Genomic DNA, 22,330 nt, shown 5'->3' with positions numbered 1-22,330 from the left:
ACCGGAAAGGCTGCCTGGTCGTCCGACCAGCAACCTCCGGCCTATCCGGCTCAGAATCAGGCCGGAACGTAAAAAAAGAGATGAGGTCGCCCCCATCTCTTTTTTTACGGCCAAACACCTTTTACTGAAGCTGGGCTTTAGCCTTTTCGACCACCCCGGAAAATCCCTTGGGATCCTCCACCGCGAGCTGAGCAAGAATCTTGCGGTCAAGTCCGACCTCGGCCTTTTTCAGGCCATGGATCAGACGACTGTAAGACAGGCCGTTCTCGCGGGAAGCTGCGTTGATACGCGCAATCCACAAGGCACGGAAATCCCGCTTGCGGACACGACGGTCACGATACGCATAGTTCAGGGCACGATCGACGGCCTCGGTCGCACTGCGGAACAACTTAGAGCGTGCGCCCCGGTACCCTTTAGCCAGCTTCAAGACTTTGTTTCTTCTGCGTCTCGCTTTGAATCCTCTTTTGACTCTCGGCATTTTGTAAAACTCCTTGAAAAAATAAATAAGCGGCCGCAGCCGCTACCGGATCTGAAGGGGGAGACAATAACCCCTCAGTTCGCGGATTTAAGAAAGCCGATTTTTATCCCCCCTTAAAGGTAAGGGATCAGACGACTGACATTCTTCTCGTCGCGGCCACTGATGATGGTCGCAGAGCGCAGGTTGCGCTTACGCTTGGTGCTTTTCTTGGTCAGGATGTGGCTTCTGAACGCCTTGCCCCGACGGATCTTTCCAGTGCCGGTCTTGCGGAAACGTTTCGCGGCGCCGCGGTTGGTTTTCATCTTGGGCATGAGTGCTGCTCCTTCAGATCTAATTAAGGGGGGGCTGCCGGACTTCGGGAGAAGCTACTGAGTCCGACAATCTCCTAGACAGTTTTTTTAATGGGTGCAACAATGACCGACATGAAACGCCCCTGCATATTGGGGCGGCCTTCAATCTGGCCGATGTCGCTGACCTCAGTGGCGGCCCGTTCAAGCAGCGCCTTCCCGAATTCGGGATGGGTGACTTCTCGTCCCCGGAACATAATGGTCAATTTAACCTTGTTGCCATCTTCGAGGAAACGGCGCGCATTGCGCACTTTCGTCTGAAAGTCGTGTTCCTCGGTCTTTGGCCGCATCTTGACTTCTTTAACCTCAACGCGGGCCATCTTCTTCTTGGCCTCGGCGGCTTTTTTGCTTTGCTGATATTTAAATTTTCCGTAGTCCATAATGCGACATACGGGCGGGTTGGCATTGGGGGAGACTTCCACCAGGTCCAAACCCTGTTGTTCAGCAGCGGCCAAGGCGTCGGCCAGACTCATGATACCCAGCTGCTCGGATGCATCGTCAATGACCCGAACTTCGCGGGCTCGAATGGCTCGGTTGATGTTGGTTTCTTGCTTAGCTATGATGCGACCTCCTTTTCAATGATATTCGCAACTAATCAGCACACCCGCATCCTGAGAATTCAGGCATGCCGAAAAATTACTGATATTCCATACATTCACGGCGTACAAAGGCGACGAAATCCTCCGGCGTCATGGAATCCAGGTTCTGGCCGGAGCGATGCCGCGGAGACACCGTTCCCTGCTCAACTTCCTTATCGCCGATGACCAGCATGTAAGGGATTTTCTCAAGCTGCGCTTCGCGGATTTTGAAGCCGAGCTTCTCGTTGCGCAGATCTTTTTTGACTCGAACGCCCTCGGCTCTCAAACGGCGAAAAATCTCCTCGGCATATTCGGCCTGATTATCGGTCACATTGACGACAACCGCCTGAACCGGGGAGAGCCATAGCGGGAAATTACCGGCATAGTGCTCAATAAGCACACCGATGAACCGCTCGATCGAACCGAGAATAACCCGATGCACCATGACGGGGCGATGTTTTTCACCGTCGCGCCCGACATAGGTCAGGTCAAAGCGATCTGGCAGGGTAAAATCGCACTGGATTGTAGCACACTGCCATCGCCTGTCAAGAGCATCCTTGAGCTTGACGTCGATCTTCGGCCCGTAGAAAGCCCCGTCACCCTCGTTGATTTCAAACGGCAGCCCCGTGTCCTTCAAGGCACTCATCAGGGCGTTGGTCGCACGATCCCAGTCCTGGTCGCTGCCGATAGCCTTTTCAGGGCGGGTTGAAATTTCGAGTTCATATTCGAAGCCGAACTTGCCCATGACGTCGCGCACAAACTCAAGGACCCCTTTAATTTCACCGTCGAGTTGTTCAGGGGTGCAGAGAATATGGGCATCGTCCTGAGTGAAACCACGGACACGGGTCAAGCCGTGCAAAACACCTGATTTTTCGTGGCGATGAACCGTTCCAAGCTCAAAGAATCGCAGGGGCAGATCGCGATAGGAGCGAATGTGGGATCGGTAAATCAGCATGTGAGACAGGCAGTTCATCGGCTTGATGCCGTAACTCTGCCCTTCCACCTCGGTAAAGTACATGTTCTCGCGATAGTTATCGTAATGCCCCGAGGTCTTCCAAAGGTCGGTACGCAGGATCTGTGGGCCCATGACGATGTCGTAGCCGCGCTTGAGGTGCTCGCGCTTCTCGAAGTCCTCGAGCAGAGTCCGCAGCAGGGCTCCCTTGGGGTGCCAGATCACGAGGCCGGCGCCGGCCTCCTCGCTGAAGGAGAACAGGTCAAGTTCTTTTCCGAGTTTACGGTGGTCACGCTTGCGCGCTTCTTCCAGTTTGTGCAAGTAGGCGCGCAATTCCTTCTTGTCTGGGAAAGCGGTGGCATAGACACGCTGCAGCATGGCGTTGCGCTCATCGCCGCGCCAATAGGCACCTGCGACGCTGGTCAGTTTGAACGCCTTGAGAAAACCGGTCGACGGCAGATGAGGTCCACGGCAGAGGTCGACAAAGGATCCCTGACGGTAAATCGAAACCGTTTCTTCAGGCAGATCCTCAATCAACTGGACCTTGTACTGTTCACCCATGGAACGGAAAAGCTCGATCGCGCTCTGACGGCTCATATCTTCACGCTCGACAGGCAGATCCATTTTCGCCAGTTCTGCCATTTTCGCTTCGATCTTGTCGAACTCTTCCGGTGTGAACTTATGAGTATCGCTGTAAAAGTCGTAGTAGAAGCCGTTTTCGATGGCCGGGCCGATGGTGACCTGAACCTCTTCACCGTAGAGTTCCTTAACCGCATGGGCCATCAGGTGGGCGGCCGAATGGCGATAGACCTCCAACCCTTCGGGGCTGTTCAAGGTGATCAATTCCAGACGGCAATTCTGATGCAGGGGGTAGGTGACATCGACCAGCTTTCCGTCGACCCGGGCGGCCACGGACTGACGCGCAAGGCGCTCGCCGATGGAGGAAGCGATATCTTTGGGGGAACTGCCTTCGGGAACTTCTTTCGTGGACCCGTCCGGAAGTTCGACCTGAACCATGCTCATGACGTTCTCCGCGAATGAAAAGAGGCATCCGAAGATGCCTCAAGCGTCAGTGTGCGGTTGTATTGGGTTAAAATGGTAGGCACGGGCGGGATTGAACCGCCGACCCCTACCGTGTCAAGGTAGTGCTCTCCCACTGAGCTACGTGCCTACAGCCGCAATGCCGGTAACTTGTATCAAAACTGATTCTGTGGTGTCAAGCACTTTTAAACGATGAATCAATTTAACACCTTTTTCCTTGATCCAAAAACGCCGGAACCATTAACATAGCACATTTTTAAAACACCGTCATTGGGAGCTTTTTTTTGGAAACCATCGACCAACTGATCGAACAGACCTGCAAGCGGCTTGCGGGGAAAATAGCCCTGCGCGAAAAGCAGGACGGCGCCTGGATTGAAACATCCTATGAGCAGCTCGCAGATCAGTCCGAACGTATTGGCGCCGGCCTGTTGGCCACAGGGTTTGAAGCGGGAGCCCCTGCCGCTATCCTGGCCCCCCCGTCAAGCTACTGGATCAGCGCTTATCTCGGCATTCTCAAAGCCGGCGGAGTTGTCGTCCCCGTCGACAAGGAACTCAAAACCACCGAAATCAGGCATGTTCTGACAGACTGCCGGGCCCGGGTGCTGTTTGCCGAGCCTGCCTTCAACGACCCCCTGGAAGAACTGCTGCCGGCCCTTGCTGACCTTGAGCACATTATCTACCTGCGAGCGGACCGCCACCAATCCAGAATCGAAAGCGACCGGCTCGAAATCCAGGAGGATCTCGATGCCCTGGTTCGCACCCTCTCGGACCTGGCCCAACGTTACGAAATCGAGGAGAAAGACACCGAGGAACTGCAGGAGTTGCTGCGCAAAATCGAAGAAGGCCTTCCCGGTGCGGAGCAGGCCGGCCGGCAACGCAAAGGACGCAAAAAGTCCCTTTTGCCTCGCATCGGTAAATCCGATCGTGGTCTGTCGTCGAAGACCATTGCCCTGTCTGAATTCATGCACGATGACCTTTGCACCGAATCGTTGCGCAAGGCGGATGATCCCGCCATGATTCTTTATACCTCAGGCACGACCGGGCGTTCCAAGGGAGCGATCCTCAGCCACGCCAACGTCACCTCCAACATACAGGCGGCAAGAAGCATCTTTGCCCTCAATGAGGATATGCGCACCCTCTCCTTTCTGCCCATCAATCATGTTTATGAGCTGGTGTGCGGAATTCTTCTGCCGCTCTCTGTCGGCGGCACGGTCTCTTTTGCCGAAAGCCTTAAAAAACTCGGCAGCAATCTGGCAGAGGTCAAACCGACATTTTTGCTTGGCGTTCCAGCGGTGTTTGAAAAACTTCACGCCCGCATTCTCAAAGAAATCAACGACAAATCGGTTTCCCGCCTGCTGTTCCGGTTTTCCCCTACCCGCTCCATTGTCGCAAAAAAGGTTCGCCGCCTGCTGGGTGACGGTACGATTTTCGTCAGTGGCGGGGCAGCGCTCGATCCGGACACAGCTGCCGGCATGGCGCAGCTCGGCGTCGACATCTACCAGGGATACGGCATTACCGAAACCTCCCCCATTGTAGCGGCAGAACGACCGGGACATCAGAAGCTCGGCACAGTCGGCCTCCCCCTGCCCGGGGTCGAAGTCCGCATCGAATCGCCGAACAAGGAAGGGGTTGGAGAGATATGGGTCAAAGGCTCCAATGTCATGCAGGGCTACTACAACAACGAGCGTGCCACCCAGGAGGTTCTGACCGATGGATGGTATCACACCGGGGACCTGGGAAGTATCGATGAGGAAGGCTATCTGTCGATCCGCGGACGGGTTAAAAACCTGATCGTTACCCCCAACGGTAAAAACGTCTATCCGGAAGAAGTGGAAAACGAACTGACCAAGAGCCCGTTCATCGCCGAAGCGATGGTCTACGGACACAAAATTTCACCTTCAGCCGAAGATGTGCATGCCATCATCGTTCCTGACCAGGAAAACCTTGACGCTCATGCCCATGAAACGGACAGCTTCCCACTGAACGAAAAGGACGTCGAAGCCATCATCCGCGAGGAGGTGGTCAAAGCCTGCCGGCGCCTGGCGGACTTCAAGCGGGTGAGAAAATTCACCCTGCGCGAAGAAGAGCTGCCTAAAACAACCACCCGCAAGATTAAACGCTTCGCCGTTGAGGCCGAAATCCCTGCCTCCTCTTTCGGGACTTGGGAGAAAAACAAGCACGAGCGCAAAAACAGAAACAAGAACAAATCGTCATAACCAACGGCAATACCGGCAACCACAAGAAAAAAGGCGCCCCTTCACCATGGAAGAGGGCGCCTTTTTTTGCAAGATTCGCAGTCCCTGCTGGACAGGGACTTTTCCAGAACAGCAGGGCCGTTACCCGAGGTCGTTCTCGATGCGGATGAACAGGCTCTTCTCGCGCATGACCTCAAGCTCGTCGATCTCTGCAAGGGCGGCGCGAATGTTGGCTTCCGGTGCTTCATGGGTCATGATCACGATGGAGACCGTGCCGCCGATCTGACGGTCGGGCTGGATCATGGATGAGATGCTGATATCGTGGTTGCCGAGGATTCCGGAAATCTGGGCCAGTACGCCGGGGCGGTCCAGGGCGCCGAAACGAAGATAATACTGGCTGATCAGTTCCTCCATCGGCCGCACCGGCAGATCCTCAAAATTCTTCTGCGAGCAGCCCATGGCCGGGGTGCGCAGAGGGCTGCCATGGAGGATATCGCGTGCGACGGACATGACATCGCCCATCACGGCACTGGCGGTAGGCTCCATACCTGCGCCCTGCCCGTGCAGCATGACAGGCCCGACAAAATCTCCGAGCAGCCGTACGGCATTGAAAACACCATGCACCTCGGCCAGAGGGTGGCTGATGGGAATCATTGTCGGATGCACGCGTGCCTCGACCTTGCCATAGCCGATCTTACCGATCGCCAGAAGTTTGATTTCATAGCCAAACTGGCGCGCGAACTGGAGGTCGAGACTGCTCAGGCGGGAAATACCCTCGGTGTAGATGCTGTCGAAGTCAACCTTGGTCCCGAAGCAAAGAGAGGTGAGAATGGCCAGCTTGTGGGCCGTGTCCACGCCCTCGATATCGAAGGTTGGATCTGCCTCGGCAAAGCCGGCTTCCTGCGCATCCTTAAGAACATCGGCGAAATCATCGCCTTCCTGACTCATGCGGGTCAGGATATAGTTGCAGGTTCCGTTGAGAATGCCGAGCACCGTGCGGAAACGATTGGCGCACAGATTCTCCTTGATGGGAGAAATGACGGGGATGCCGCCGGCCACTGCCGCCTCGAACATCACACTGACGCCTTTCTCCTCAGACGCGGCGAGGATTTCATCTCCGTGCAGCGCGAGCAGGGCTTTGTTGGCGGTAATAATGTGCTTGCCCTGGCTGATGGCTTCCATCACGAAAGTGCGCGCGGGTTCATATCCGCCGACCAGTTCGATGACCATATCGATCTCGGGGTCGTGCAGAATCTCGTTGGCATCGGTGGTCAGAATTGACGGATCAAGGGTAACGCCACGGTCTGTGATCACATCGAGATCGGCTATTTTCTTCAGATTCAGGCGTGCGCCGAGGCGCTGTTCCATGACATCGGCGTTTTGCTGAAAAATATGAACGACACCGGTCCCGATGGTACCGAAACCGATCAATCCAACATTAATCTCTTTCATTACAACTAACTCCTTTTAAACCTTTACGAAGACGTTTCACGCAAGCGGGCCACCTGGTCGAGAATCCCGTTGACAAATCCCGGGGTCTCTTTGCTGCCGAAACGCTTTGCGATCTCTATCGCTTCATTGATCACGACACTGGCGGGCACCTGTGGGCAGTAAAGCAGTTCATAAATGCCGATGCGCAAGATCGCCCGATCGACGCGAGCCATACGCTCGAGAGTCCAGTTGGCGGAGTACTGCTTGAGGATCTCATCGATGCGATCCAGTTTGGAGAAAACTCCCGTCACCAGGCTTTCAGCAAAAGATTGGATCTCAAACGGAACCGGCAGCGATGCCTCTTCAAGGGGCTCACCCAGTTCATCCTCGGCAAAACGAAAGTTGGCCCAGAACTGATCCAGAACCTGGCGAACATCAGCCCCCCGCTGAAAATCGAAGAGCACTTTGAGCGCCAGCTCGCGCGCGACACGCCGCGCGCCGCGCTTGTCCGTAGTCCGTCGAGGGGGCCGGGAATTCTGATCCGGGGTATTTTGGGTATCAGCAGCACAAACCATGATTTACAGTTTCTTCAGAAGATCGGCCATTTCAATAGCACTCATCGCCGCCTCAAAGCCTTTGTTGCCGGCCTTGGTTCCGGCACGCTCGATAGCCTGCTCGATGGTATCGGTCGTCAGGACCCCGAAAATAACGGGAAGCCCTGCATCAAGACCAACATGAGCAACCCCTTTGGACACCTCGGCACTGACATAGTCGAAGTGTGGGGTAGACCCGCGAATCACGGCTCCCAGGCAGATCAGGGCGTCGTAACGACCGGCAGCAGCAGCTTTTTTGGCAACCAGCGGGATCTCGAACGCCCCGGGAGCGCGGATAATATCGATATCCTGTTCGGCAGCCCCATGGCGCACCAGGGCATCCTGTGCCCCTTCGACCAGACGGTCGGTAATAAAGCTATTGAAGCGGCTGACGATCAGACCGATTTTAAGTCCGGAGGCATCAAGGCGCCCTTCTATTGTATTTCCCATGAACCTTCTCCTTGAACAGTTACCCGAAAATTCAGATATTTTCCAGCAGATGCCCCATTTTTTCGCGCTTGGTCTTGAGATATTTGAGATTGGAGCGGTTGGCTTCCACCTCAATAGGGACACGTTCAACAATTTCGAGGCCGTAACCTTCAAGCCCGATGATTTTCTTGGGATTATTGGTCATCAGTCGAATTTTGCGCACACCGAGATCAATCAGAATCTGCGCACCGATCCCATAATCGCGTAGATCGGCCTTGAATCCGAGGACCTCATTGGCCTCCACCGTGTCATGGCCGCGATCCTGCAAAGCGTAAGCCTTGAGTTTATTGATCAGGCCGATGCCGCGACCTTCCTGGCGCATATAAAGAACAACCCCGGCACCTTCCTGGTTGATTTTCTCCATGGCGCTGTGAAGCTGATCACCGCAATCACAGCGCAGCGAATGGAATACGTCACCAGTCAGACATTCGGAGTGGACTCGAACCAACACGGGACTTTCCGGAGAGATTTCCCCTTTATACAACGCGATGTGATGGGCCTGATCGACGTCGTTTTCATAGACAATGGCTTTGAACTCGCCACCGTAAGGGGTCGGAATTACCGTTTCGGCAGCCCGGCGCACCAACATTTCCTTGCACATGCGATAGGCGACAAGATCGGCAATGGTGACAATCTTGAGATCATGCTTTTTAGCAAACTTGCGAAGATCAGGCATGCGCGACATGGTGCCGTCGTCATTCATGATTTCGCAGATCACTCCGGCGGGTCTCAATCCCGCCAACCGGGCGAGATCCACGGAGCCTTCCGTCTGTCCGGCCCGCACCAGCACTCCACCCTTTTTGGCGCGCAGGGGGAAGATGTGACCGGGACGTGCAAGATCGATCGGCTTGGTGGCATCGTCGATGGCGACACGAATGGTCTGGGCGCGATCCGCCGCGGAAATTCCGGTGGTCACCCCCTGGCGGGCTTCGATGGAAACGGTAAAAGCCGTGTTGAACGACGAGGTATTGTCCTGTACCATAAGCGGCAGTTCAAGCTGATCGGCGCGATCTTCCGTCATGGAAAGGCAGATCAGCCCCCGCCCTTCACGGGCCATGAAGTTGATGGCTTCGGGGGTCACCATCTCGGCGGCCATGGTCAGGTCACCCTCATTCTCGCGATCCTCATCATCGACCAGGATGACCATTTTACCGTTGCGGATGTCTTCAAGTGCTTCTTCGATTTTAGCTGTGGGCATGAGCGTGCCTTCCTTCTAGAACGAAAAACTATGTCACAGATAGCCATTATTGGCAAGAAATTCAAGATTTATGCGGCTTTTGCCGGAATCCGGAATTGACCCGCCCAGCAGGCGAGCCACATATTTTCCGAGGATATCGGTTTCCAGGTTGACTGAATCCCCGACTCGCAAAGCGTGCAGATTGGTACGGTCAAGGGTGTGGGGAATGATGGCCAGCGAAAACCCTGACGAATCGACCTCGTTGACGGTCAGGCTGATGCCGTCGAGTGCCACTGATCCCTTGGCGACAATATAGCGCAGCAGTTCCGGGGCGGCATCGATGCGGAAAAAATACGCATTGGAGGCTTTCTCGATGCGAGTCACACGTCCCTGTCCATCGATGTGACCTGTGACAATGTGTCCTCCCAATCGGTCGCCAAGTCGTAGAGCGCGTTCAAGGTTGAGCCGGCTGCCGCGCGCAAGATGCTCAAAGGTCGAACGCCGCAGGGTTTCAGGCGACAGGTCTGCGGTGAAGAAGCCGGCACCGAAATCAACCACGGTCAGACAGATGCCGTTGACACTGATGCTCTCTCCCAGGGTCAGCTCATCCACGGGTAAATCGCTGTCGACTGTCAGGCGGCAGGAATCACTGCTCCTGTGGAGTTGACGTAGGGTCCCGACTGTTTCAACCAGCCCCGTGAACATACTCGATCTCTCCTTCACACAGAATATCATCGCCGAAATGGCGCCAGCGAAGATTTCGCACCGTTGGTGCGTCGCCAAGGCTGACCACGCCGGGCCCGGCGAAGATTCCCTTTCCGTCATCTCCGCCGATGAGCCGGGGTGCGACAAAGATCATCACTCGATCGATCAGGCGGGCACGCAATAGTTCCCCGCTGAGAACGGCGCCTCCCTCAAGCATGACGCTTTGCAGATCCATCTCCCCGAGGGCAGTCAACAGGGCACCGGGATCGACACGCTGATTACTTGAAGGCAGGACCAGAATACGCGCACCGAGATCGCGCAGCCTTCTGATCTTGCCGTAGGAAGCTTTTTCCGTGGTGGCGATGACCGTGGGCGCTGAGGAATCGAGAGTCAGCACCCGCGCATGTTCGGCGATGCGCAGTTGACTGTCCACAACGACACGCACCGCATCGCGGCCGCCCTCCGGCAAGCGGGTATTGAGGCTGGGATCGTCCCGAAGAACGGTTCCGATCCCGACCATGACCGCATCGATTCGGTTGCGCACCTTATGTACGAAGGTTCGGCTCTGTGCATTGCTGATCCACTGGCTGTCGCCGATAGCGGTGGCGGTTTTGCCGTCGAGCGTCATGGCGGATTTGAGCATGACCAGGGGACGCCCGGTTTTAACATGGCAGGCAAACGGACCAATCAGCCAGAGGCAGTCAGGTTCGAGCACACCGGTAACCACATCAAGCCCTGCGGCCTGCAGCCGTCTGATTCCGTTACCCGCCACCCGGGGGTTGGGATCCCGGCACCCGATAAACACCCGCCTGATGCCCGCGGCGATCACCGCATCGGCACAGGGCCCGGTGCGCCCCTGATGTGAGCAGGGCTCGAGGGTGACGTAAAGATCAGCGCCTTTTGCAGCCTGGCCGGCGTCACGCAAAGCGAAGATTTCCGCATGGGGTTCACCGGCACGCGGGTGAAAACCTTCACCGACGATGTGCCCCTCGCGAACGATCACGGCACCCACGGGGGGGTTCGGCCGGGTGCGCCCCTCCCCTCTGCGCGCAAGTTCCAGGGCGCGGTGCATGAAAAATTCAGGATTGTGCGTCATGAGAGGTACCCCGCATGATTGTACGCATTGAAGGGTACGCGAAAAACAAACACGAGATCAAGACCGGAGTGGTTATAAAAATCAGTCGGGAATTCGACCGCCGTGAGCCAGGAGATCTTTGAGCTCAGACATGAATTCATTGATATCCTTGAATTGCCGGTAAACCGAGGCGAATCGCACATAAGCCACTTCATCGATCCGATGCAGGGCATTCATCACCATTTCGCCAATGCGCGCGGAAGGAAATTCCTTTTCACCGGTTTCCTGAAGCTCAAGCTCGAGGCGATCAACGAATTTTTCGATGGTATCGATAGAAACAGGGCGCTTTTCGCAGGCTCTTTGAATCCCCGCGATGATTTTGGCGCGATCGAAGGGCTCGCGCCGGCCGTCTTTTTTTATAACAAGAGGCAATACCTCTTCCACACGCTCGTAAGTCGTAAAGCGACGTTCGCACTGAACGCATTCACGGCGACGACGTATGTTGTTGCCTTCCTTCCCCAGGCGCGAATCAATCACCCGGGTATCATTGAATCCACAATAAGGGCACTTCACGGGCCGAACACTCCATCATCTTCCTGAAGATCGGCAAACCGCAGGGTTTTGATTCCCGCTTCGGCCAGCATCTCGAGAGAAAGCCGGTCGGGATAACCATCGTCAAAAACAACGCGGGACAGGCCGGCATTGATAATCATTTTACTGCAGATAATACAGGGGGTGTTGGTGCAGAAGAGGGTTCCACCGGCAATGTTGACGCCGTGCTTGGCCGCCTGAATGATGGCATTCTGCTCAGCATGGAGACCGCGGCACAGCTCATGACGTTCCCCCGACGGGACCTGCATTTTCTGGCGCAGACACCCGGTCTGGGAACAATGGGTGATCCCGGAGGGCGTGCCGTTGTAGCCCGTCGCAAGAATATTTTTATCCTTGACGATGACAGCGCCGACCTGGCGGCGAAGGCAGGTTGAGCGCTTCGCCACCAGGCGGGTGATGTCCATGAAGTACTGAGTCCAGGAAGGTCTTTCCATCAGTGGCCCTTCTCAGTCGAGTCGGTGGGCGTAGAGAGGAAATTGTCGGCAAAGGTCCTCGACTTCATTACGGATGGATTTTAACTGCTGCTCATTGTCGATATTATCCAGGGCCCTCCGGATCCAATCGGCAATCTGGACCATTTCCGCTTCTTTGAAACCGCGAGTCGTGGTCGCGGGGGTTCCGATCCGCACGCCGCTGGTCACAAAGGGAGAACGGGTGTCAAAAGGCACGGCGTTCTTGTTTACCGTGATTCCGGCCTGCTCCAGGGTGGCTTCCGCCACCTTGCCGGTCAATTCAGTACCGGTAAAGTCAAGCAGCATCAGATGATTGTCGGTGCCGCCGGAAACAAGGTTGAAATTGCGCTCCGACAAAGCATCCGCCAGAGCCTTGGCGTTTTTGACGACCTGTGCCGCGTAGGCTTTGAATTCGTCAGTCTGGGCTTCCTTGAAGGCCACAGCTTTGGCGGCAATGGCGTGCATCAGGGGACCGCCCTGAATACCAGGGAAAATATTGCTGTTGAGCTTCTTGGCGAATTCTTCCCGACACAGGATCATTCCCCCACGAGGTCCACGCAGCGTCTTGTGAGTCGTACTGGTCACGAATTCAGCATGGGGGACGGGATTGGGATGCTCCCCGGCGGCCACCAGGCCAGCAATGTGAGCCATATCCACCATCACCATTGCTCCGACTTCATCGGCAATGGCTCGAAAGGCTTCGAAATCAATGATGCGCGGATAGGCACTGGCCCCGACGACAATCAACTTCGGGCGATGCTCGCGGGCCAGAGAGGCCACTTCGTCATAATCGATGGTGGCGGTGTCCTGTCGTACCCCGTAGGGCACGATGTTGAACAATTTGCCGGAAAAATTGACAGGAGAACCGTGAGTCAGGTGTCCTCCGTGGGCGAGGTTCATACCAAGGACCGTATCGCCCGGTTGGCAAACCTCAAAATAAACCGCCATATTGGCCTGGGAGCCGGAGTGGGCCTGGACATTGGCATGTTCAGCACCAAACAACGCGCAGGCACGATCGATGGCAAGCTGCTCAGCCTGATCCACGAATTCGCAGCCACCATAGTAACGTTTGCCGGGATAGCCTTCAGCATATTTATTGGTCAGGACCGAGCCTTGAGCCTCAAGAACACGTTCACTGACAAAGTTCTCGGAGGCAATCAGTTCCAGGCTGAACTCCTGGCGTCTGGTTTCGGCCTGAATCGACTGTGCGATCTCGGGATCAAACTGATTAAGATTTTGAGACATTAATCTGCTCCGCTAGAGATAGACTTGGAAAAACAACGGGCAGGCAAAGTGCCCGCCCGAAGAATCCTTTTTTCAGTTTGTGCCGACAGTGTCGGGCGCAGCGATTTCGCGTTCGATTCGCGAGATCTTATCGAGGCGATTTTGATGCCGCCCCCCCTCGAACGAGGCATCGAGCCAGGCGGTCGTCATACGACAAGCCAGGTCAGGGTCGACCACACGACCTCCGAGAACCAGGATATTGGCGTTGTTGTGTTCCCGGGCCATTTGCGCCATAAACTCATCGGTCACCAGGGCTGCACGAACCCGGGGAAACTTATTGGCGACGATGGACATGCCAATCCCGGTGCCGCAGATAAGAATTCCGTTTTCGGCCTCGCCGCTGGAAACCATGCGCGCCACCTTTTCGCCGAAATCAGGATAGTCAACCGAATCAAGGTTGTTGGTACCAATATCGGTCACTTCAAGACCGCGGCGGCGCAGCAGATCAATGACGGCCTCTTTGAGAGCAAGACCACCGTGGTCACTTCCGATTGCAATCATTGATTCTTCTCCCCGTGTCCTCAGACTTTGCGAAACAGCAGGCTGGCATTGGTCCCGCCGAAACCAAAAGAATTGCTCAAGGCGAAATCGACCTTCGCCTGCCGCGCTTCATTGGGAACATAGTCAAGATCGCACTCAGGGTCAGGCTCCTGGTAATTGATGGTCGGCGGAACAAGGCCTCTTTCCATGGCGAGAAGACAATAAGCCGCTTCAAGGCCTCCAGCAGCTCCCAGCGTATGACCGGTCATGCTCTTGGTGGAACTGATCATAACCTTACGGGCATGGTCCCCAAATACCGACTTGATCGCCATCGTCTCGTACAAATCATTAAAGGGAGTTGAAGTGCCGTGAGCATTGATATAATCGACCTGCTCCGTGGATACGCCGGCATTATTCAGCGCCATCTTCATGCAGCGCGCAGCGCCTTCGCCACCCGGTGCGGGGGCGGTCAGATGGTGAGCATCGCCCGTAAGGCCATAGCCGGCAACTTCGCCATAGATTTTCGCACCGCGACGGCGGGCACTTTCGTACTCTTCAAGAAAAAGGATACCTGCCCCTTCAGCCATGACGAAACCGTCGCGGCCCTTATCGAAAGGACGGCTCGCAGCTGTCGGATCATCATTACGGGTTGAAAGGGCCTTCATGACACTGAAGCCGGCGATTCCCAGGGGCGTGATGGTAGACTCGGTTCCGCCGGCGAACATGGCATCGGCATCGCCACGGGCGATCATGTGATAGGCATCGCCGATGGAATGAGTACCGGTCGCGCAGGCTGAGACAGAAGAGACATTAGGCCCCTTGGCACCGTAACGGATGGAAATGTGGCCCGGAGCGAGATTGATGATCAGCATGGGGATGAAAAACGGTGAAATCTTCCGATAGCCGCCATTGAGCATGGCTTCGTGGTATTTCTCGATGGCCGGCAGACCGCCCAGGCCGGCCCCCACGAGAACACCGACCTTCTCGGCATTCTGTTCGTTGATCTCAAACCCCGAATCATTCAGGGCCATGTCCGCCGCACCCAATGCATACTGGATAAAGAGATCCATTTTCTTGATCTCTTTTTTTTCAATGTAATCCTCTGCATTGAAATCACGGACTTCACCAGCAATCTGCGAAGGTAGATCAGAGGCATCGAAACGTGTGATCGTATCGATGCCAGAACGTCCTTCGGACAGTGCTTCAAAATTCTTTTCCGTACCCGTGCCCAGGGGTGAAACTGTACCGATCCCGGTTACAACGACTCTACGCATGGTTGTGGGAGTCCTCCGGATGAAAGACTTTATTGCTTATTGCGCAACAAGAGAGATACTTGCAAATGCGGTCAGAAGGCGGAAGAGGGAGCAGTTCTGCCCCCCCCTCCCCTTACCTGAACTCTCAGGAATGCTCGTTGATATAATCGACGGCGTCCTGAACAGTCTGGATTTTTTCGGCGTCCTCATCGGAAATTTCGATATCGAATTCTTCCTCCAACGCCATAACCAGTTCAACCGTATCAAGGGAATCGGCGCCAAGATCTTCCATGAAAGAAGCTTCCGTGGTGACCTGATCCTCCTCAACACCCAACTGTTCCGCCACAATCTGCTTAACTCGTTCGTCGATAGAAGCCATCTGCTTCACCTCCTTGGTCTTTTAAGTAAGTATCAGGCGATCATTATGACCGCTTTTCGGGTTGCTGTTACATGTACATGCCGCCATTGACGCCGAGCACCTGCCCGGTAATGTATGCTGCAGCATCGGAACTGAGAAAAAGTACGGCTTGTGCAATATCGGAAGGTTTGCCAAAAGTCCCCATAGGAATCTGCGCCTGCAGACTTTCACGGGTTTTTTGCGGCAGCACCTCAGTCATTTCCGTTTCAATAAAACCGGGCGTAATGGCATTAACCGTCACGTTGCGGCGGGCCAACTCGCGGGCGACAGATTTGGTCAGCCCAATCAGGCCGGCTTTGCTGGCGCAGTAGTTGGCCTGGCCGGCATTGCCCATTTCCCCCACCACGGAGGAGATGTTAACGATGCGGCCGTACTTCTGCTTGCTCATCAACTTCGCGGCCGCCCGGGTGCAGAGAAAAGCACCCTTAAGGTTGGTATCGAGAACCGCATCCCAATCCTCGTCCTTCATGCGGACCAGGAGCCCGTCTCGGGTAATGCCGGCATTATTGACGAGAACATCGACCCGTCCATAGGTTTCGATTGCCTGTGCAAAAAGATGATCGACGTCGGCGCCATTGGCAACATCGCCCTTAACGGGCAACGCGTGACCGCCACGACGGTTGATATCTTCGGCCAACTCGGCAACGGATTGCTCACCACGCGCTGAAAGAACCACGCAGGCTCCCTGATCAGCAAATTTAAGTGCGATTTCGCGACCGATCCCGCGAGAAGCCCCTGTGACGACAACCACCTTATCCTTAAACACGCGATTCTCCCTACGGTAATGGTCAGATCAGTTTCTGCAGGCTGGCACAATCTTCAACATTGCCGATTTCACTTTTCTTGGCGATGCGCTTGATCAGACCGGAAAGAACCTTGCCTGGACCGATTTCGATGAATCGATCAACGGCCTGATCTGCCATATACTGCACCGACTCCTGCCAACGAACGGGCTCGCTGACCTGCTGTACAAGAAGATCTCCAACCCGCACAGCATCATTGTTGGGCTGCGCCTCAACGTTGGTCACGACGGGAACCTGAGGTGCGGAAATGCTGATTGATTCAAGGACCTCCGCAAGTTTTTCGCCCGCAGGCACCATGAGAGGACAATGAAAGGGTGCACTGACGGGAAGCGGTAGAGCCCTTTTTGCTCCCTTTTCTTTAGCAAGCGTACATGCTCTTTCGACTGCGGAGACATGACCTGCGATGACAACCTGCCCCGGGCCGTTGAAATTAGCAGGAGAGACAACCTCACCCTGAGCTGCTTCAACGCATACCTTTTCGACCTCAACTGAGTCAAGGCCAATAATCGCTGCCATGCCGCCGGCGCCGACAGGAACAGCCTGCTGCATGAACTCGCCCCGACTGCGCACCGTGCGAACGGCATCGGCAAACTGCAGGCTACCGGCGCAAACCAGGGCAGAATACTCACCAAGGGAATGGCCCGCAACGAAATCCGGAACAAAGTCACTTTCCTGCTGCAAAACCCGCAGCGCGGCAATGCTGACAGTAAGAATGGCGGGTTGCGTGTTTTGAGTCAACTTCAAATCATCTTCGGGCCCTTCAAAACAGAGACGTGAAAGAGAGAACCCCAAAGCTTCATCAGCTTCCTCAAAAACCTGTCGCGCCACGGGAAAATTACGAGCAAGGTCATTTCCCATACCGGCAAACTGCGAACCCTGTCCGGGAAAAACAAAAGCGAGCATTGAACAAATCTCCGGTCAAATCCTGTAGGAAAAAACTACCAGCGAACCAGGGCCGAGCCCCAGGTAAATCCGCCGCCGAAAGCATCGAACAGCAGAATGTCTCCACTCTGAATGCGTCCAGCGCGATTGGCCTCGTCCAGTGCGAGAGGAATGGAGGCGCCTGAAGTATTGCCGAAGAAATCGACGTTGATATAGACCTGGTCGTCACTGAATTTAAGGCGCTTGGCAACGGCTTCAAGAATTCGCCGGTTGGCCTGGTGGGGGATAAAGAGATTAACATCGGAAGAAGTCATGCCATTGTGGTCAAGGGCTTCATGAGCGACCTCTGTCAGCATGCGTACCGCAACCTTAAACACATCGTTGCCCTGCATTTTCAAAAAGGGCAGTCGTTCGTCGATTCCGGCCGCGGAAGCGCTGTGCTTGGAACCGAACCCGGCCTGGTAGAGCAATTCCCAATAATTGCCATCGGAATGCAGATGAGTCGAAAGAACCCCGTGATCGCCCTCGGTCGCCTCAAGAACGACCGCACCGGCACCGTCACCAAACAATACACAGGTATTGCGATCTTCCCAATCAATGATGCGGCTGAGAATTTCAGCCCCGATCACCAGTACTTTTTGGGCGGATCCGGTCGCGATCTGCTTAGCAGCGGCATCCAAGGCGAAGACAAATCCGCTGCAAGCCGCAGAAAGGTCATAGGCGAAGGCATTGGTCGCTCCGATTTTCTTCTGCACCAGGCAGGCAGTTGCCGGCCAGGGATAGTCACCTGTGATGGTCCCCATGACGATAAAATCAAGCTCTTCGGCTTTGACTCCGGCCATATCAAGAGCTCTGCGAGCTGCCTCGGAGGCCAGATCCGAAGTGCATTGTTCAGGGGCAGCAATACGACGCTGTTTAATTCCGGTGCGGCTGATAATCCATTCGTTGGTGGTGTCAATCCTCTTTTCCAGATCCTGATTGGTCAGGATCGAGTCAGGGGCGTAAGATCCCGTTCCGATTATTCGCGCTTTTTTCACCTGGAACTCCCGTGTGATGGCTGATTGAACAGAACCCTTTTCAATCTGAATGGGGTTAACACCGCATTAAAACATGAAAAGGGCTGTTAAGAGATTTCACTCTCAGGCTTCGACAGTACGGGAGGTTGGCTCTCCATAGGCATCCAGGGCCTGTTGTTCCTCCGGCACATCACCTATTTTTTCAAGATGCTGGGTCAGTTTTCGATTCAGATCCTGAGCGGCGAAGTCATGAGCCATGCGAATGGCGTTCTTGATGGCGATAGAAGTTGACCCACCGTGGCAGATCATTCCGACGCCTTCGATTCCCAGCAGAGGAGCGCCGCCGACTTCGGCATAATCGACCTTTTTCTTGAACGCCTTGAAAGCCGGACGCGCCAGAAGATAGCCGATGCGAGCCAGCAGACGCTCGCCGAATTCGGCCCGCAGCATTTTAGTCATGGCATCCGCGATCCCTTCGGAAACCTTCAAGACCACGTTTCCGACAAACCCATCACACACAACCACATCGACCGAACCGTTGAAGATATCGCGCCCCTCAACGTAGCCGCCGTAATTGAAGCCTGAGTTCTTGAGCAACAAGTGTGTTCTGCGTGTCAGCTCGGTGCCCTTCTTCTCTTCTTCGCCGTTGGAAAGCAACCCCACCCGTGGATCGACCTTCCCCATGACATGGCGGGCATAAACCTCACCCATCGCAGCAAACTGTGCAAGATGCGCGGGCTTGCAATCTACATTGCCACCGACATCGAGGATCAGGGTCTGTCCTTTGAGGTTCGGCATGATGGTGGCGATGGCAGGTCGGTCGATTCCCTTGACCCGCTTGAGAACGAACATGCCGGCAGCCATCGTCGCACCGGAATTGCCGGCACTGACCACAGCCTGTGCTTCCCCCTCCTTGACGAGGCGGAAAGCGACCCGAATGGAGGAATCCTTTTTCTTGCGAACCGCGTCGGAGGCGCTGTCGTGCATGCCGACAACCTGACTGGCGTGCACGACGTTCAGATCAAGCCCTGAGGTATCGTGCTTTTTCAACTCGGCGGCGATTCTCTCCGAATCACCCACCAGAATCACGCCGATCCCCCACTGCCGGGCAGCAGCAACCGCTCCCTCGACCTCGACTGCGGGGGCGGAATCTCCCCCCATGGCATCAACGGCGACGATACTGTGATTTTTCAACCACCCGCCCCCTTAAATTTCTTCCGTGGGAACGATCTCCCGCCCCTTGTAGGTGCCGCAGGTGCCGCACACCCGATGGGGCTGCTTGGGCTCCTTGCACTGGGGGCAGACACTGACCCCAGGGGCACTCAGAGCATCATGGGAACGGCGCATATCTCTTTTGGACTTAGAGGTTTTTTTCTTGGGTACAGCCATGGTTAATCATCTCCTGATATTTTTTACTTAGGTGTGGCTCGTGGTGAAAAAGCGGCGCGAGAGAGAGCTTCACTTAACGGTCGACTTTAAAATCTTTCAATGCCGCAAACTTGCTATTCATGATCGGGGCGGCACAATCACAGTCCTCGACATTACGATTGGCGCCGCAGCGTGGGCACAGCCCCTTGCATTCTTCTTTGCACAGAGGCCGCAGGGGCAACGCCATGACCACCTGCTCCTGCAACGCATGGTGCAGGTCTATTTCGTCATCATGGTAGGAGATCAAGCCGAGGTCTTCGGCCTCAAGCTCGACCTCTTCCTCCTCTTCCCGGTCCTCATCTTCGCTGTGAGGAACGAAGGTCAGGTCAACCTCAACCTCGAGAAGGATTTCCACATCCTCCAGACACCGGCTGCAGGCAAAAATGACGCTGGTGGCGACAGTCCCCTGAACCTCAACATAGTCACCTGCCCTGAAGGCCCGCAGGCGACCCGATATATCCCGGGTGAAGCGGCACTGTCCCTGTTCCTGAAGCTCGTGCAGGGCAGGAAATTCTTCAGCCTTCTCCGCGACGTCGAGGGCGAGCTCCTCGTCTTTTAACTTCTCTGCCTGAAGACGCAATACTCCCCCATCCATAAACTCGAAAACGGTTAGTATAAAGACACCCCTCCTTTTGTCAAGGATAAATGCCTCAGGATCCGCAGGGCAACGGGGACGTCTTGTATTAGCCCATTATGAAGTCGTTTTGCAAGGGATAATTGGGGGAAATGCAGAGAAAACACTGGAGGGATTAACTTGCATTGCGTTCGCCCCTGTTTTAGAACCAGACATCAAAACCTGCGTGAAGGAGCCTATCATCATGAAAAACGCATCGCCTTACCGGCTTCGCGACCTTGTTGGGGTTATGAAACGCCTGCGGGCACCTGATGGATGCCCGTGGGACAGGGAACAGACGCCGCAGTCGCTGCAACCCTACCTTCTCGAAGAAACACATGAGGTTCTCGAGGCCATCGACCGGGGACATCCGGACGAGATCTGCGAGGAGCTCGGAGACCTTCTGCTGCAGGTCGTCTTTATCACGGAGATCTTCAGCGAACAGGGTGAGTTCTCCATTGACGACGTGACACACGCCATTACTTCGAAAATGATTCGCCGCCATCCTCATGTCTTCGAAGGGATCTCCTATGAATCGGCAGACGATCTCAAAGCCCAGTGGGAGGCCATCAAGAGGGAGGAAAAAAGTACTGGAACCAAATCGATTCGTCGCGGCCCTGCAGAGGTCCCCCCCAGCCTGCCCGGCTTGATGCGGGCCCAGAAGCTGATCTCAAAGAAGCGCGTGGAAGCCGATTCAGAGCTGGCCCAATCGCTTAGAAAACTTATTCTGCAGGAGCCCGCTTCACAGCAGCCGCGATCGCAGCGGATTGCAGCAGCGCTTTGCAGCCTGGTTGATCTGGCCCACCAGGAGGGCATTGACAGCGAGCAGGTCTTGCGACAATATCTGAACCAATCACAGCAATACGTCAAAACCCCTGAGGGGAAAGGCGGTTAGCCGCACTTTCCACACCGACTGTGGAAAGGCTGTTGAAAGCTGTGTGGAAACATCCTGCGAAAGGCGAGTCGAGCGGACGTGGCGGCATACTGATCAAAAAATATACAGACTCTTCTTTTCTTTTTATTTCAAGTAGTTAAAAACGCCGACCGGATTATGGAAGACACCACTCTCAGAAGCACACAGAATCCGGCGCCTGCACCGAGGAAAATAACATCCCATGTTTATAAAGCTGCTGTTGCTCTTTACCTTGATCCCCGTTTTGGAAATTTATGTCATTCTCCAGGTCGGCGAACTGCTGGGAGCGCTGCCGACAATCGGCCTGATTATTCTGACCGGCGTGGCGGGGGCATACCTTGCCCGCACCCAGGGGTTTGAAGTCGTGCGCCGCATGCAGGGGGAGCTTAATCAGGGGCAATTACCGGCAGCCCCACTCATTGACGCCGCCATGGTTCTGGCTGGAGGTCTGCTGCTGCTCACGCCCGGCTTCTGCACCGACATCCTGGGCTTTTCACTGCTGGTTCCCGCAACACGCGACCTGCTCAAAAAAACCGTCAGTGACTATCTCAAACGTCAGATCGACGAGGGGCGCATCCACATCCGCCGCTACTGACGAGGATGTATTCCTCGAAGTCAAGAAGCCATTGCTTGGTCGCAATTCCCTGGCCGCCGGAATAACCGACAAGCCTGTTGTGCGCACCAACAACCCGGTGACAGGGGATGATAACGGGAAGAGGATTGGCAGCCATTGCCCCTCCGACCCCCCGTGCGGCACCGGGACTGCCGCACCGCCGGGCCAGTTCGGCATAAGTGCAGGTGCCCCCATAAGGCACGGTTTCGGGCAAGAGCGTCAGAACACGCTGTCGAAAAGGAGTAACTGCGCCAAGATCAAGGGGCAGATCAAATATGCGCCGCTTTCCACTGAAGTATTCTCCGAGCTGTGAGACCGCCAGATCCAGAACAGGATTCTCCCCCGCTTCGGCCCTGATCCATCGGGGATCAAACTGCCGCACAAGCTTCTCCGGGTCGGGCGCCATGGTGACCCCTTTTATCCCACTGGGGCCGACCGCAACAGCCAGAAAAAGAACCGGCGTCTCCATCAGGCGATAGGCGCTGCTGTCCCGGGAAGGCAT

General features: G+C 55.3%; 26 protein-coding genes and 1 tRNA gene. 3 read left to right on the top strand and 24 right to left on the bottom strand.

Annotation, left to right across the window (positions count from 1 at the left end; genetic code table 11):
• Window positions 1-121: 121 nt before the first annotated feature.
• The 5 genes from rplT to GSUB_RS07735 form a co-directional block, all read right to left on the bottom strand.
• Window positions 122-478 (bottom strand): 50S ribosomal protein L20, encoded by a 357-nt coding sequence (gene rplT / locus GSUB_RS07755; RefSeq protein ID WP_040200086.1) that lies wholly within the window; start codon window positions 476-478, stop codon window positions 122-124.
• Window positions 479-591: 113 nt separating this feature from the next.
• Window positions 592-789, bottom strand: coding sequence for a 50S ribosomal protein L35 (rpmI, locus tag GSUB_RS07750; protein WP_040200084.1), 198 nt, complete (start codon window positions 787-789; stop codon window positions 592-594).
• Window positions 790-863: 74 nt separating this feature from the next.
• On the bottom strand, window positions 864-1,385 hold the full coding sequence (gene infC / locus GSUB_RS07745) for a translation initiation factor IF-3 (RefSeq protein WP_040200083.1): 522 nt from the start codon (window positions 1,383-1,385) through the stop codon (window positions 864-866).
• Between the two features lie 76 nt (window positions 1,386-1,461).
• Window positions 1,462-3,378, bottom strand: coding sequence for a threonine--tRNA ligase (thrS, locus tag GSUB_RS07740; protein WP_040200082.1), 1,917 nt, complete (start codon window positions 3,376-3,378; stop codon window positions 1,462-1,464).
• A 73-nt stretch (window positions 3,379-3,451) separates the two neighbouring features.
• Window positions 3,452-3,526: transfer RNA gene (locus GSUB_RS07735), tRNA-Val, on the bottom strand.
• A gap of 154 nt (window positions 3,527-3,680) precedes the next feature.
• On the opposite strand from GSUB_RS07735, the gene GSUB_RS07730 reads away from it, so the two are divergent.
• Window positions 3,681-5,612, top strand: a complete 1,932-nt coding sequence (locus GSUB_RS07730; protein WP_084211854.1) for an AMP-dependent synthetase/ligase — start codon at window positions 3,681-3,683, stop codon at window positions 5,610-5,612.
• 120 nt (window positions 5,613-5,732) lie between these two features.
• Here the strand turns inward: GSUB_RS07730 and GSUB_RS07725 are convergent, their stop codons facing one another.
• The 18 genes from GSUB_RS07725 to GSUB_RS07640 form a co-directional block, all read right to left on the bottom strand.
• On the bottom strand, window positions 5,733-7,043 hold the full coding sequence (locus tag GSUB_RS07725) for a homoserine dehydrogenase (RefSeq protein ID WP_040200081.1): 1,311 nt from the start codon (window positions 7,041-7,043) through the stop codon (window positions 5,733-5,735).
• A gap of 23 nt (window positions 7,044-7,066) precedes the next feature.
• Complete coding sequence (gene nusB / locus GSUB_RS07720; protein ID WP_084211852.1) at window positions 7,067-7,597, bottom strand: transcription antitermination factor NusB; 531 nt, start codon at window positions 7,595-7,597, stop codon at window positions 7,067-7,069.
• Window positions 7,598-7,600: 3 nt separating this feature from the next.
• Window positions 7,601-8,065: a 6,7-dimethyl-8-ribityllumazine synthase gene (gene ribH, locus GSUB_RS07715; RefSeq protein ID WP_040200080.1), complete on the bottom strand. Its 465-nt coding sequence runs from the start codon at window positions 8,063-8,065 to the stop codon at window positions 7,601-7,603.
• A 31-nt stretch (window positions 8,066-8,096) separates the two neighbouring features.
• A complete protein-coding gene (locus GSUB_RS07710; protein ID WP_040200079.1) occupies window positions 8,097-9,302 on the bottom strand; it encodes a bifunctional 3,4-dihydroxy-2-butanone-4-phosphate synthase/GTP cyclohydrolase II in 1,206 nt (401 codons plus the stop codon).
• Window positions 9,303-9,335: 33 nt separating this feature from the next.
• Window positions 9,336-9,986 (bottom strand): riboflavin synthase, encoded by a 651-nt coding sequence (locus tag GSUB_RS07705; protein ID WP_040200078.1) that lies wholly within the window; start codon window positions 9,984-9,986, stop codon window positions 9,336-9,338.
• Window positions 9,967-11,082 (bottom strand): bifunctional diaminohydroxyphosphoribosylaminopyrimidine deaminase/5-amino-6-(5-phosphoribosylamino)uracil reductase RibD, encoded by a 1,116-nt coding sequence (gene ribD, locus GSUB_RS07700; RefSeq protein ID WP_040200077.1) that lies wholly within the window; start codon window positions 11,080-11,082, stop codon window positions 9,967-9,969. The genes GSUB_RS07705 and ribD overlap by 20 nt, the downstream gene beginning before the upstream one ends.
• Window positions 11,083-11,163: 81 nt before the next feature.
• A complete protein-coding gene (nrdR, locus tag GSUB_RS07695) occupies window positions 11,164-11,634 on the bottom strand; it encodes a transcriptional regulator NrdR (protein WP_040200075.1) in 471 nt (156 codons plus the stop codon).
• The gene (locus GSUB_RS07690; RefSeq protein ID WP_040200074.1) at window positions 11,631-12,107 is read right to left on the bottom strand and encodes a deoxycytidylate deaminase; all 477 of its coding nucleotides are present in this window, start codon (window positions 12,105-12,107) and stop codon (window positions 11,631-11,633) included. Before GSUB_RS07690 ends, nrdR begins: the two co-directional genes overlap by 4 nt.
• A gap of 12 nt (window positions 12,108-12,119) precedes the next feature.
• Entirely contained in the window at window positions 12,120-13,370 is a 1,251-nt protein-coding gene (glyA, locus tag GSUB_RS07685; RefSeq protein WP_040200072.1) for a serine hydroxymethyltransferase, read from the bottom strand.
• 72 nt (window positions 13,371-13,442) lie between these two features.
• Complete coding sequence (gene rpiB, locus GSUB_RS07680; RefSeq protein WP_040200070.1) at window positions 13,443-13,910, bottom strand: ribose 5-phosphate isomerase B; 468 nt, start codon at window positions 13,908-13,910, stop codon at window positions 13,443-13,445.
• A gap of 20 nt (window positions 13,911-13,930) precedes the next feature.
• Window positions 13,931-15,163 carry a beta-ketoacyl-ACP synthase II gene (fabF, locus tag GSUB_RS07675; RefSeq protein WP_040200069.1) on the bottom strand — a complete coding sequence of 411 codons (1,233 nt, stop codon included), beginning with the start codon at window positions 15,161-15,163 and terminating at the stop codon, window positions 13,931-13,933.
• Window positions 15,164-15,287: 124 nt separating this feature from the next.
• Complete coding sequence (gene acpP, locus GSUB_RS07670) at window positions 15,288-15,521, bottom strand: acyl carrier protein (RefSeq protein WP_040200068.1); 234 nt, start codon at window positions 15,519-15,521, stop codon at window positions 15,288-15,290.
• Window positions 15,522-15,588: 67 nt separating this feature from the next.
• Window positions 15,589-16,326, bottom strand: a complete 738-nt coding sequence (fabG, locus tag GSUB_RS07665; protein WP_040200067.1) for a 3-oxoacyl-[acyl-carrier-protein] reductase — start codon at window positions 16,324-16,326, stop codon at window positions 15,589-15,591.
• 22 nt (window positions 16,327-16,348) lie between these two features.
• Window positions 16,349-17,266 carry an ACP S-malonyltransferase gene (gene fabD, locus GSUB_RS07660; protein ID WP_040200065.1) on the bottom strand — a complete coding sequence of 306 codons (918 nt, stop codon included), beginning with the start codon at window positions 17,264-17,266 and terminating at the stop codon, window positions 16,349-16,351.
• Window positions 17,267-17,301: 35 nt separating this feature from the next.
• Window positions 17,302-18,282 (bottom strand): beta-ketoacyl-ACP synthase III, encoded by a 981-nt coding sequence (locus GSUB_RS07655; protein ID WP_040200062.1) that lies wholly within the window; start codon window positions 18,280-18,282, stop codon window positions 17,302-17,304.
• A gap of 102 nt (window positions 18,283-18,384) precedes the next feature.
• The gene (gene plsX, locus GSUB_RS07650) at window positions 18,385-19,422 is read right to left on the bottom strand and encodes a phosphate acyltransferase PlsX (protein WP_052465066.1); all 1,038 of its coding nucleotides are present in this window, start codon (window positions 19,420-19,422) and stop codon (window positions 18,385-18,387) included.
• Window positions 19,423-19,467: 45 nt separating this feature from the next.
• Window positions 19,468-19,650, bottom strand: a complete 183-nt coding sequence (rpmF, locus tag GSUB_RS07645; protein ID WP_040200061.1) for a 50S ribosomal protein L32 — start codon at window positions 19,648-19,650, stop codon at window positions 19,468-19,470.
• A gap of 73 nt (window positions 19,651-19,723) precedes the next feature.
• Window positions 19,724-20,269, bottom strand: a complete 546-nt coding sequence (locus tag GSUB_RS07640) for a YceD family protein (protein ID WP_040202257.1) — start codon at window positions 20,267-20,269, stop codon at window positions 19,724-19,726.
• 238 nt (window positions 20,270-20,507) lie between these two features.
• Here GSUB_RS07640 and mazG point away from each other — a divergent pair, with 238 nt between their 5' ends.
• Together mazG and GSUB_RS07630 are read left to right on the top strand one after the other, a co-directional pair.
• Window positions 20,508-21,197, top strand: a complete 690-nt coding sequence (gene mazG, locus GSUB_RS07635; RefSeq protein WP_040200059.1) for a nucleoside triphosphate pyrophosphohydrolase — start codon at window positions 20,508-20,510, stop codon at window positions 21,195-21,197.
• Window positions 21,198-21,417: 220 nt separating this feature from the next.
• On the top strand, window positions 21,418-21,810 hold the full coding sequence (locus GSUB_RS07630) for an FxsA family protein (protein WP_040200057.1): 393 nt from the start codon (window positions 21,418-21,420) through the stop codon (window positions 21,808-21,810).
• On the opposite strand, the gene GSUB_RS07625 is transcribed toward GSUB_RS07630, so the two are convergent.
• Entirely contained in the window at window positions 21,764-22,330 is a 567-nt protein-coding gene (locus GSUB_RS07625) for a methylated-DNA--[protein]-cysteine S-methyltransferase (protein WP_052464742.1), read from the bottom strand. The two genes, GSUB_RS07630 and GSUB_RS07625, sit on opposite strands and share 47 nt — an antisense overlap.

The sequence above is a fragment of the Geoalkalibacter subterraneus genome, from assembly GCF_000827125.1.
Lineage (GTDB): Bacteria > Desulfobacterota > Desulfuromonadia > Desulfuromonadales > Geoalkalibacteraceae > Geoalkalibacter_A > Geoalkalibacter_A subterraneus.
The sequence above is the reverse complement of the archived record's forward strand: the minus strand, read 5'-3'. Positions and strand labels throughout refer to the sequence as shown.

Coding starts and splice junctions, on each gene's coding strand:
- rplT (WP_040200086.1), bottom strand. CDS start 478: ATGCCGAGAGTCAAAAGAGGATTCAAAGCGAGACGCAGAAGAAACAAA.
- rpmI (WP_040200084.1), bottom strand. CDS start 789: ATGCCCAAGATGAAAACCAACCGCGGCGCCGCGAAACGTTTCCGCAAG.
- thrS (WP_040200082.1), bottom strand. CDS start 3,378: ATGAGCATGGTTCAGGTCGAACTTCCGGACGGGTCCACGAAAGAAGTT.
- GSUB_RS07725 (WP_040200081.1), bottom strand. CDS start 7,043: ATGAAAGAGATTAATGTTGGATTGATCGGTTTCGGTACCATCGGGACC.
- nusB (WP_084211852.1), bottom strand. CDS start 7,597: ATGGTTTGTGCTGCTGATACCCAAAATACCCCGGATCAGAATTCCCGG.
- ribH (WP_040200080.1), bottom strand. CDS start 8,065: ATGGGAAATACAATAGAAGGGCGCCTTGATGCCTCCGGACTTAAAATC.
- GSUB_RS07710 (WP_040200079.1), bottom strand. CDS start 9,302: ATGCCCACAGCTAAAATCGAAGAAGCACTTGAAGACATCCGCAACGGT.
- GSUB_RS07705 (WP_040200078.1), bottom strand. CDS start 9,986: ATGTTCACGGGGCTGGTTGAAACAGTCGGGACCCTACGTCAACTCCAC.
- ribD (WP_040200077.1), bottom strand. CDS start 11,082: ATGACGCACAATCCTGAATTTTTCATGCACCGCGCCCTGGAACTTGCG.
- GSUB_RS07690 (WP_040200074.1), bottom strand. CDS start 12,107: ATGGAAAGACCTTCCTGGACTCAGTACTTCATGGACATCACCCGCCTG.
- glyA (WP_040200072.1), bottom strand. CDS start 13,370: ATGTCTCAAAATCTTAATCAGTTTGATCCCGAGATCGCACAGTCGATT.
- rpiB (WP_040200070.1), bottom strand. CDS start 13,910: ATGATTGCAATCGGAAGTGACCACGGTGGTCTTGCTCTCAAAGAGGCC.
- fabF (WP_040200069.1), bottom strand. CDS start 15,163: ATGCGTAGAGTCGTTGTAACCGGGATCGGTACAGTTTCACCCCTGGGC.
- acpP (WP_040200068.1), bottom strand. CDS start 15,521: ATGGCTTCTATCGACGAACGAGTTAAGCAGATTGTGGCGGAACAGTTG.
- fabD (WP_040200065.1), bottom strand. CDS start 17,266: ATGCTCGCTTTTGTTTTTCCCGGACAGGGTTCGCAGTTTGCCGGTATG.
- plsX (WP_052465066.1), bottom strand. CDS start 19,422: ATGGGGGGAGATTCCGCCCCCGCAGTCGAGGTCGAGGGAGCGGTTGCT.
- rpmF (WP_040200061.1), bottom strand. CDS start 19,650: ATGGCTGTACCCAAGAAAAAAACCTCTAAGTCCAAAAGAGATATGCGC.
- mazG (WP_040200059.1), top strand. CDS start 20,508: ATGAAAAACGCATCGCCTTACCGGCTTCGCGACCTTGTTGGGGTTATG.
- GSUB_RS07630 (WP_040200057.1), top strand. CDS start 21,418: ATGTTTATAAAGCTGCTGTTGCTCTTTACCTTGATCCCCGTTTTGGAA.
- GSUB_RS07625 (WP_052464742.1), bottom strand. CDS start 22,330: ATGCCTTCCCGGGACAGCAGCGCCTATCGCCTGATGGAGACGCCGGTT.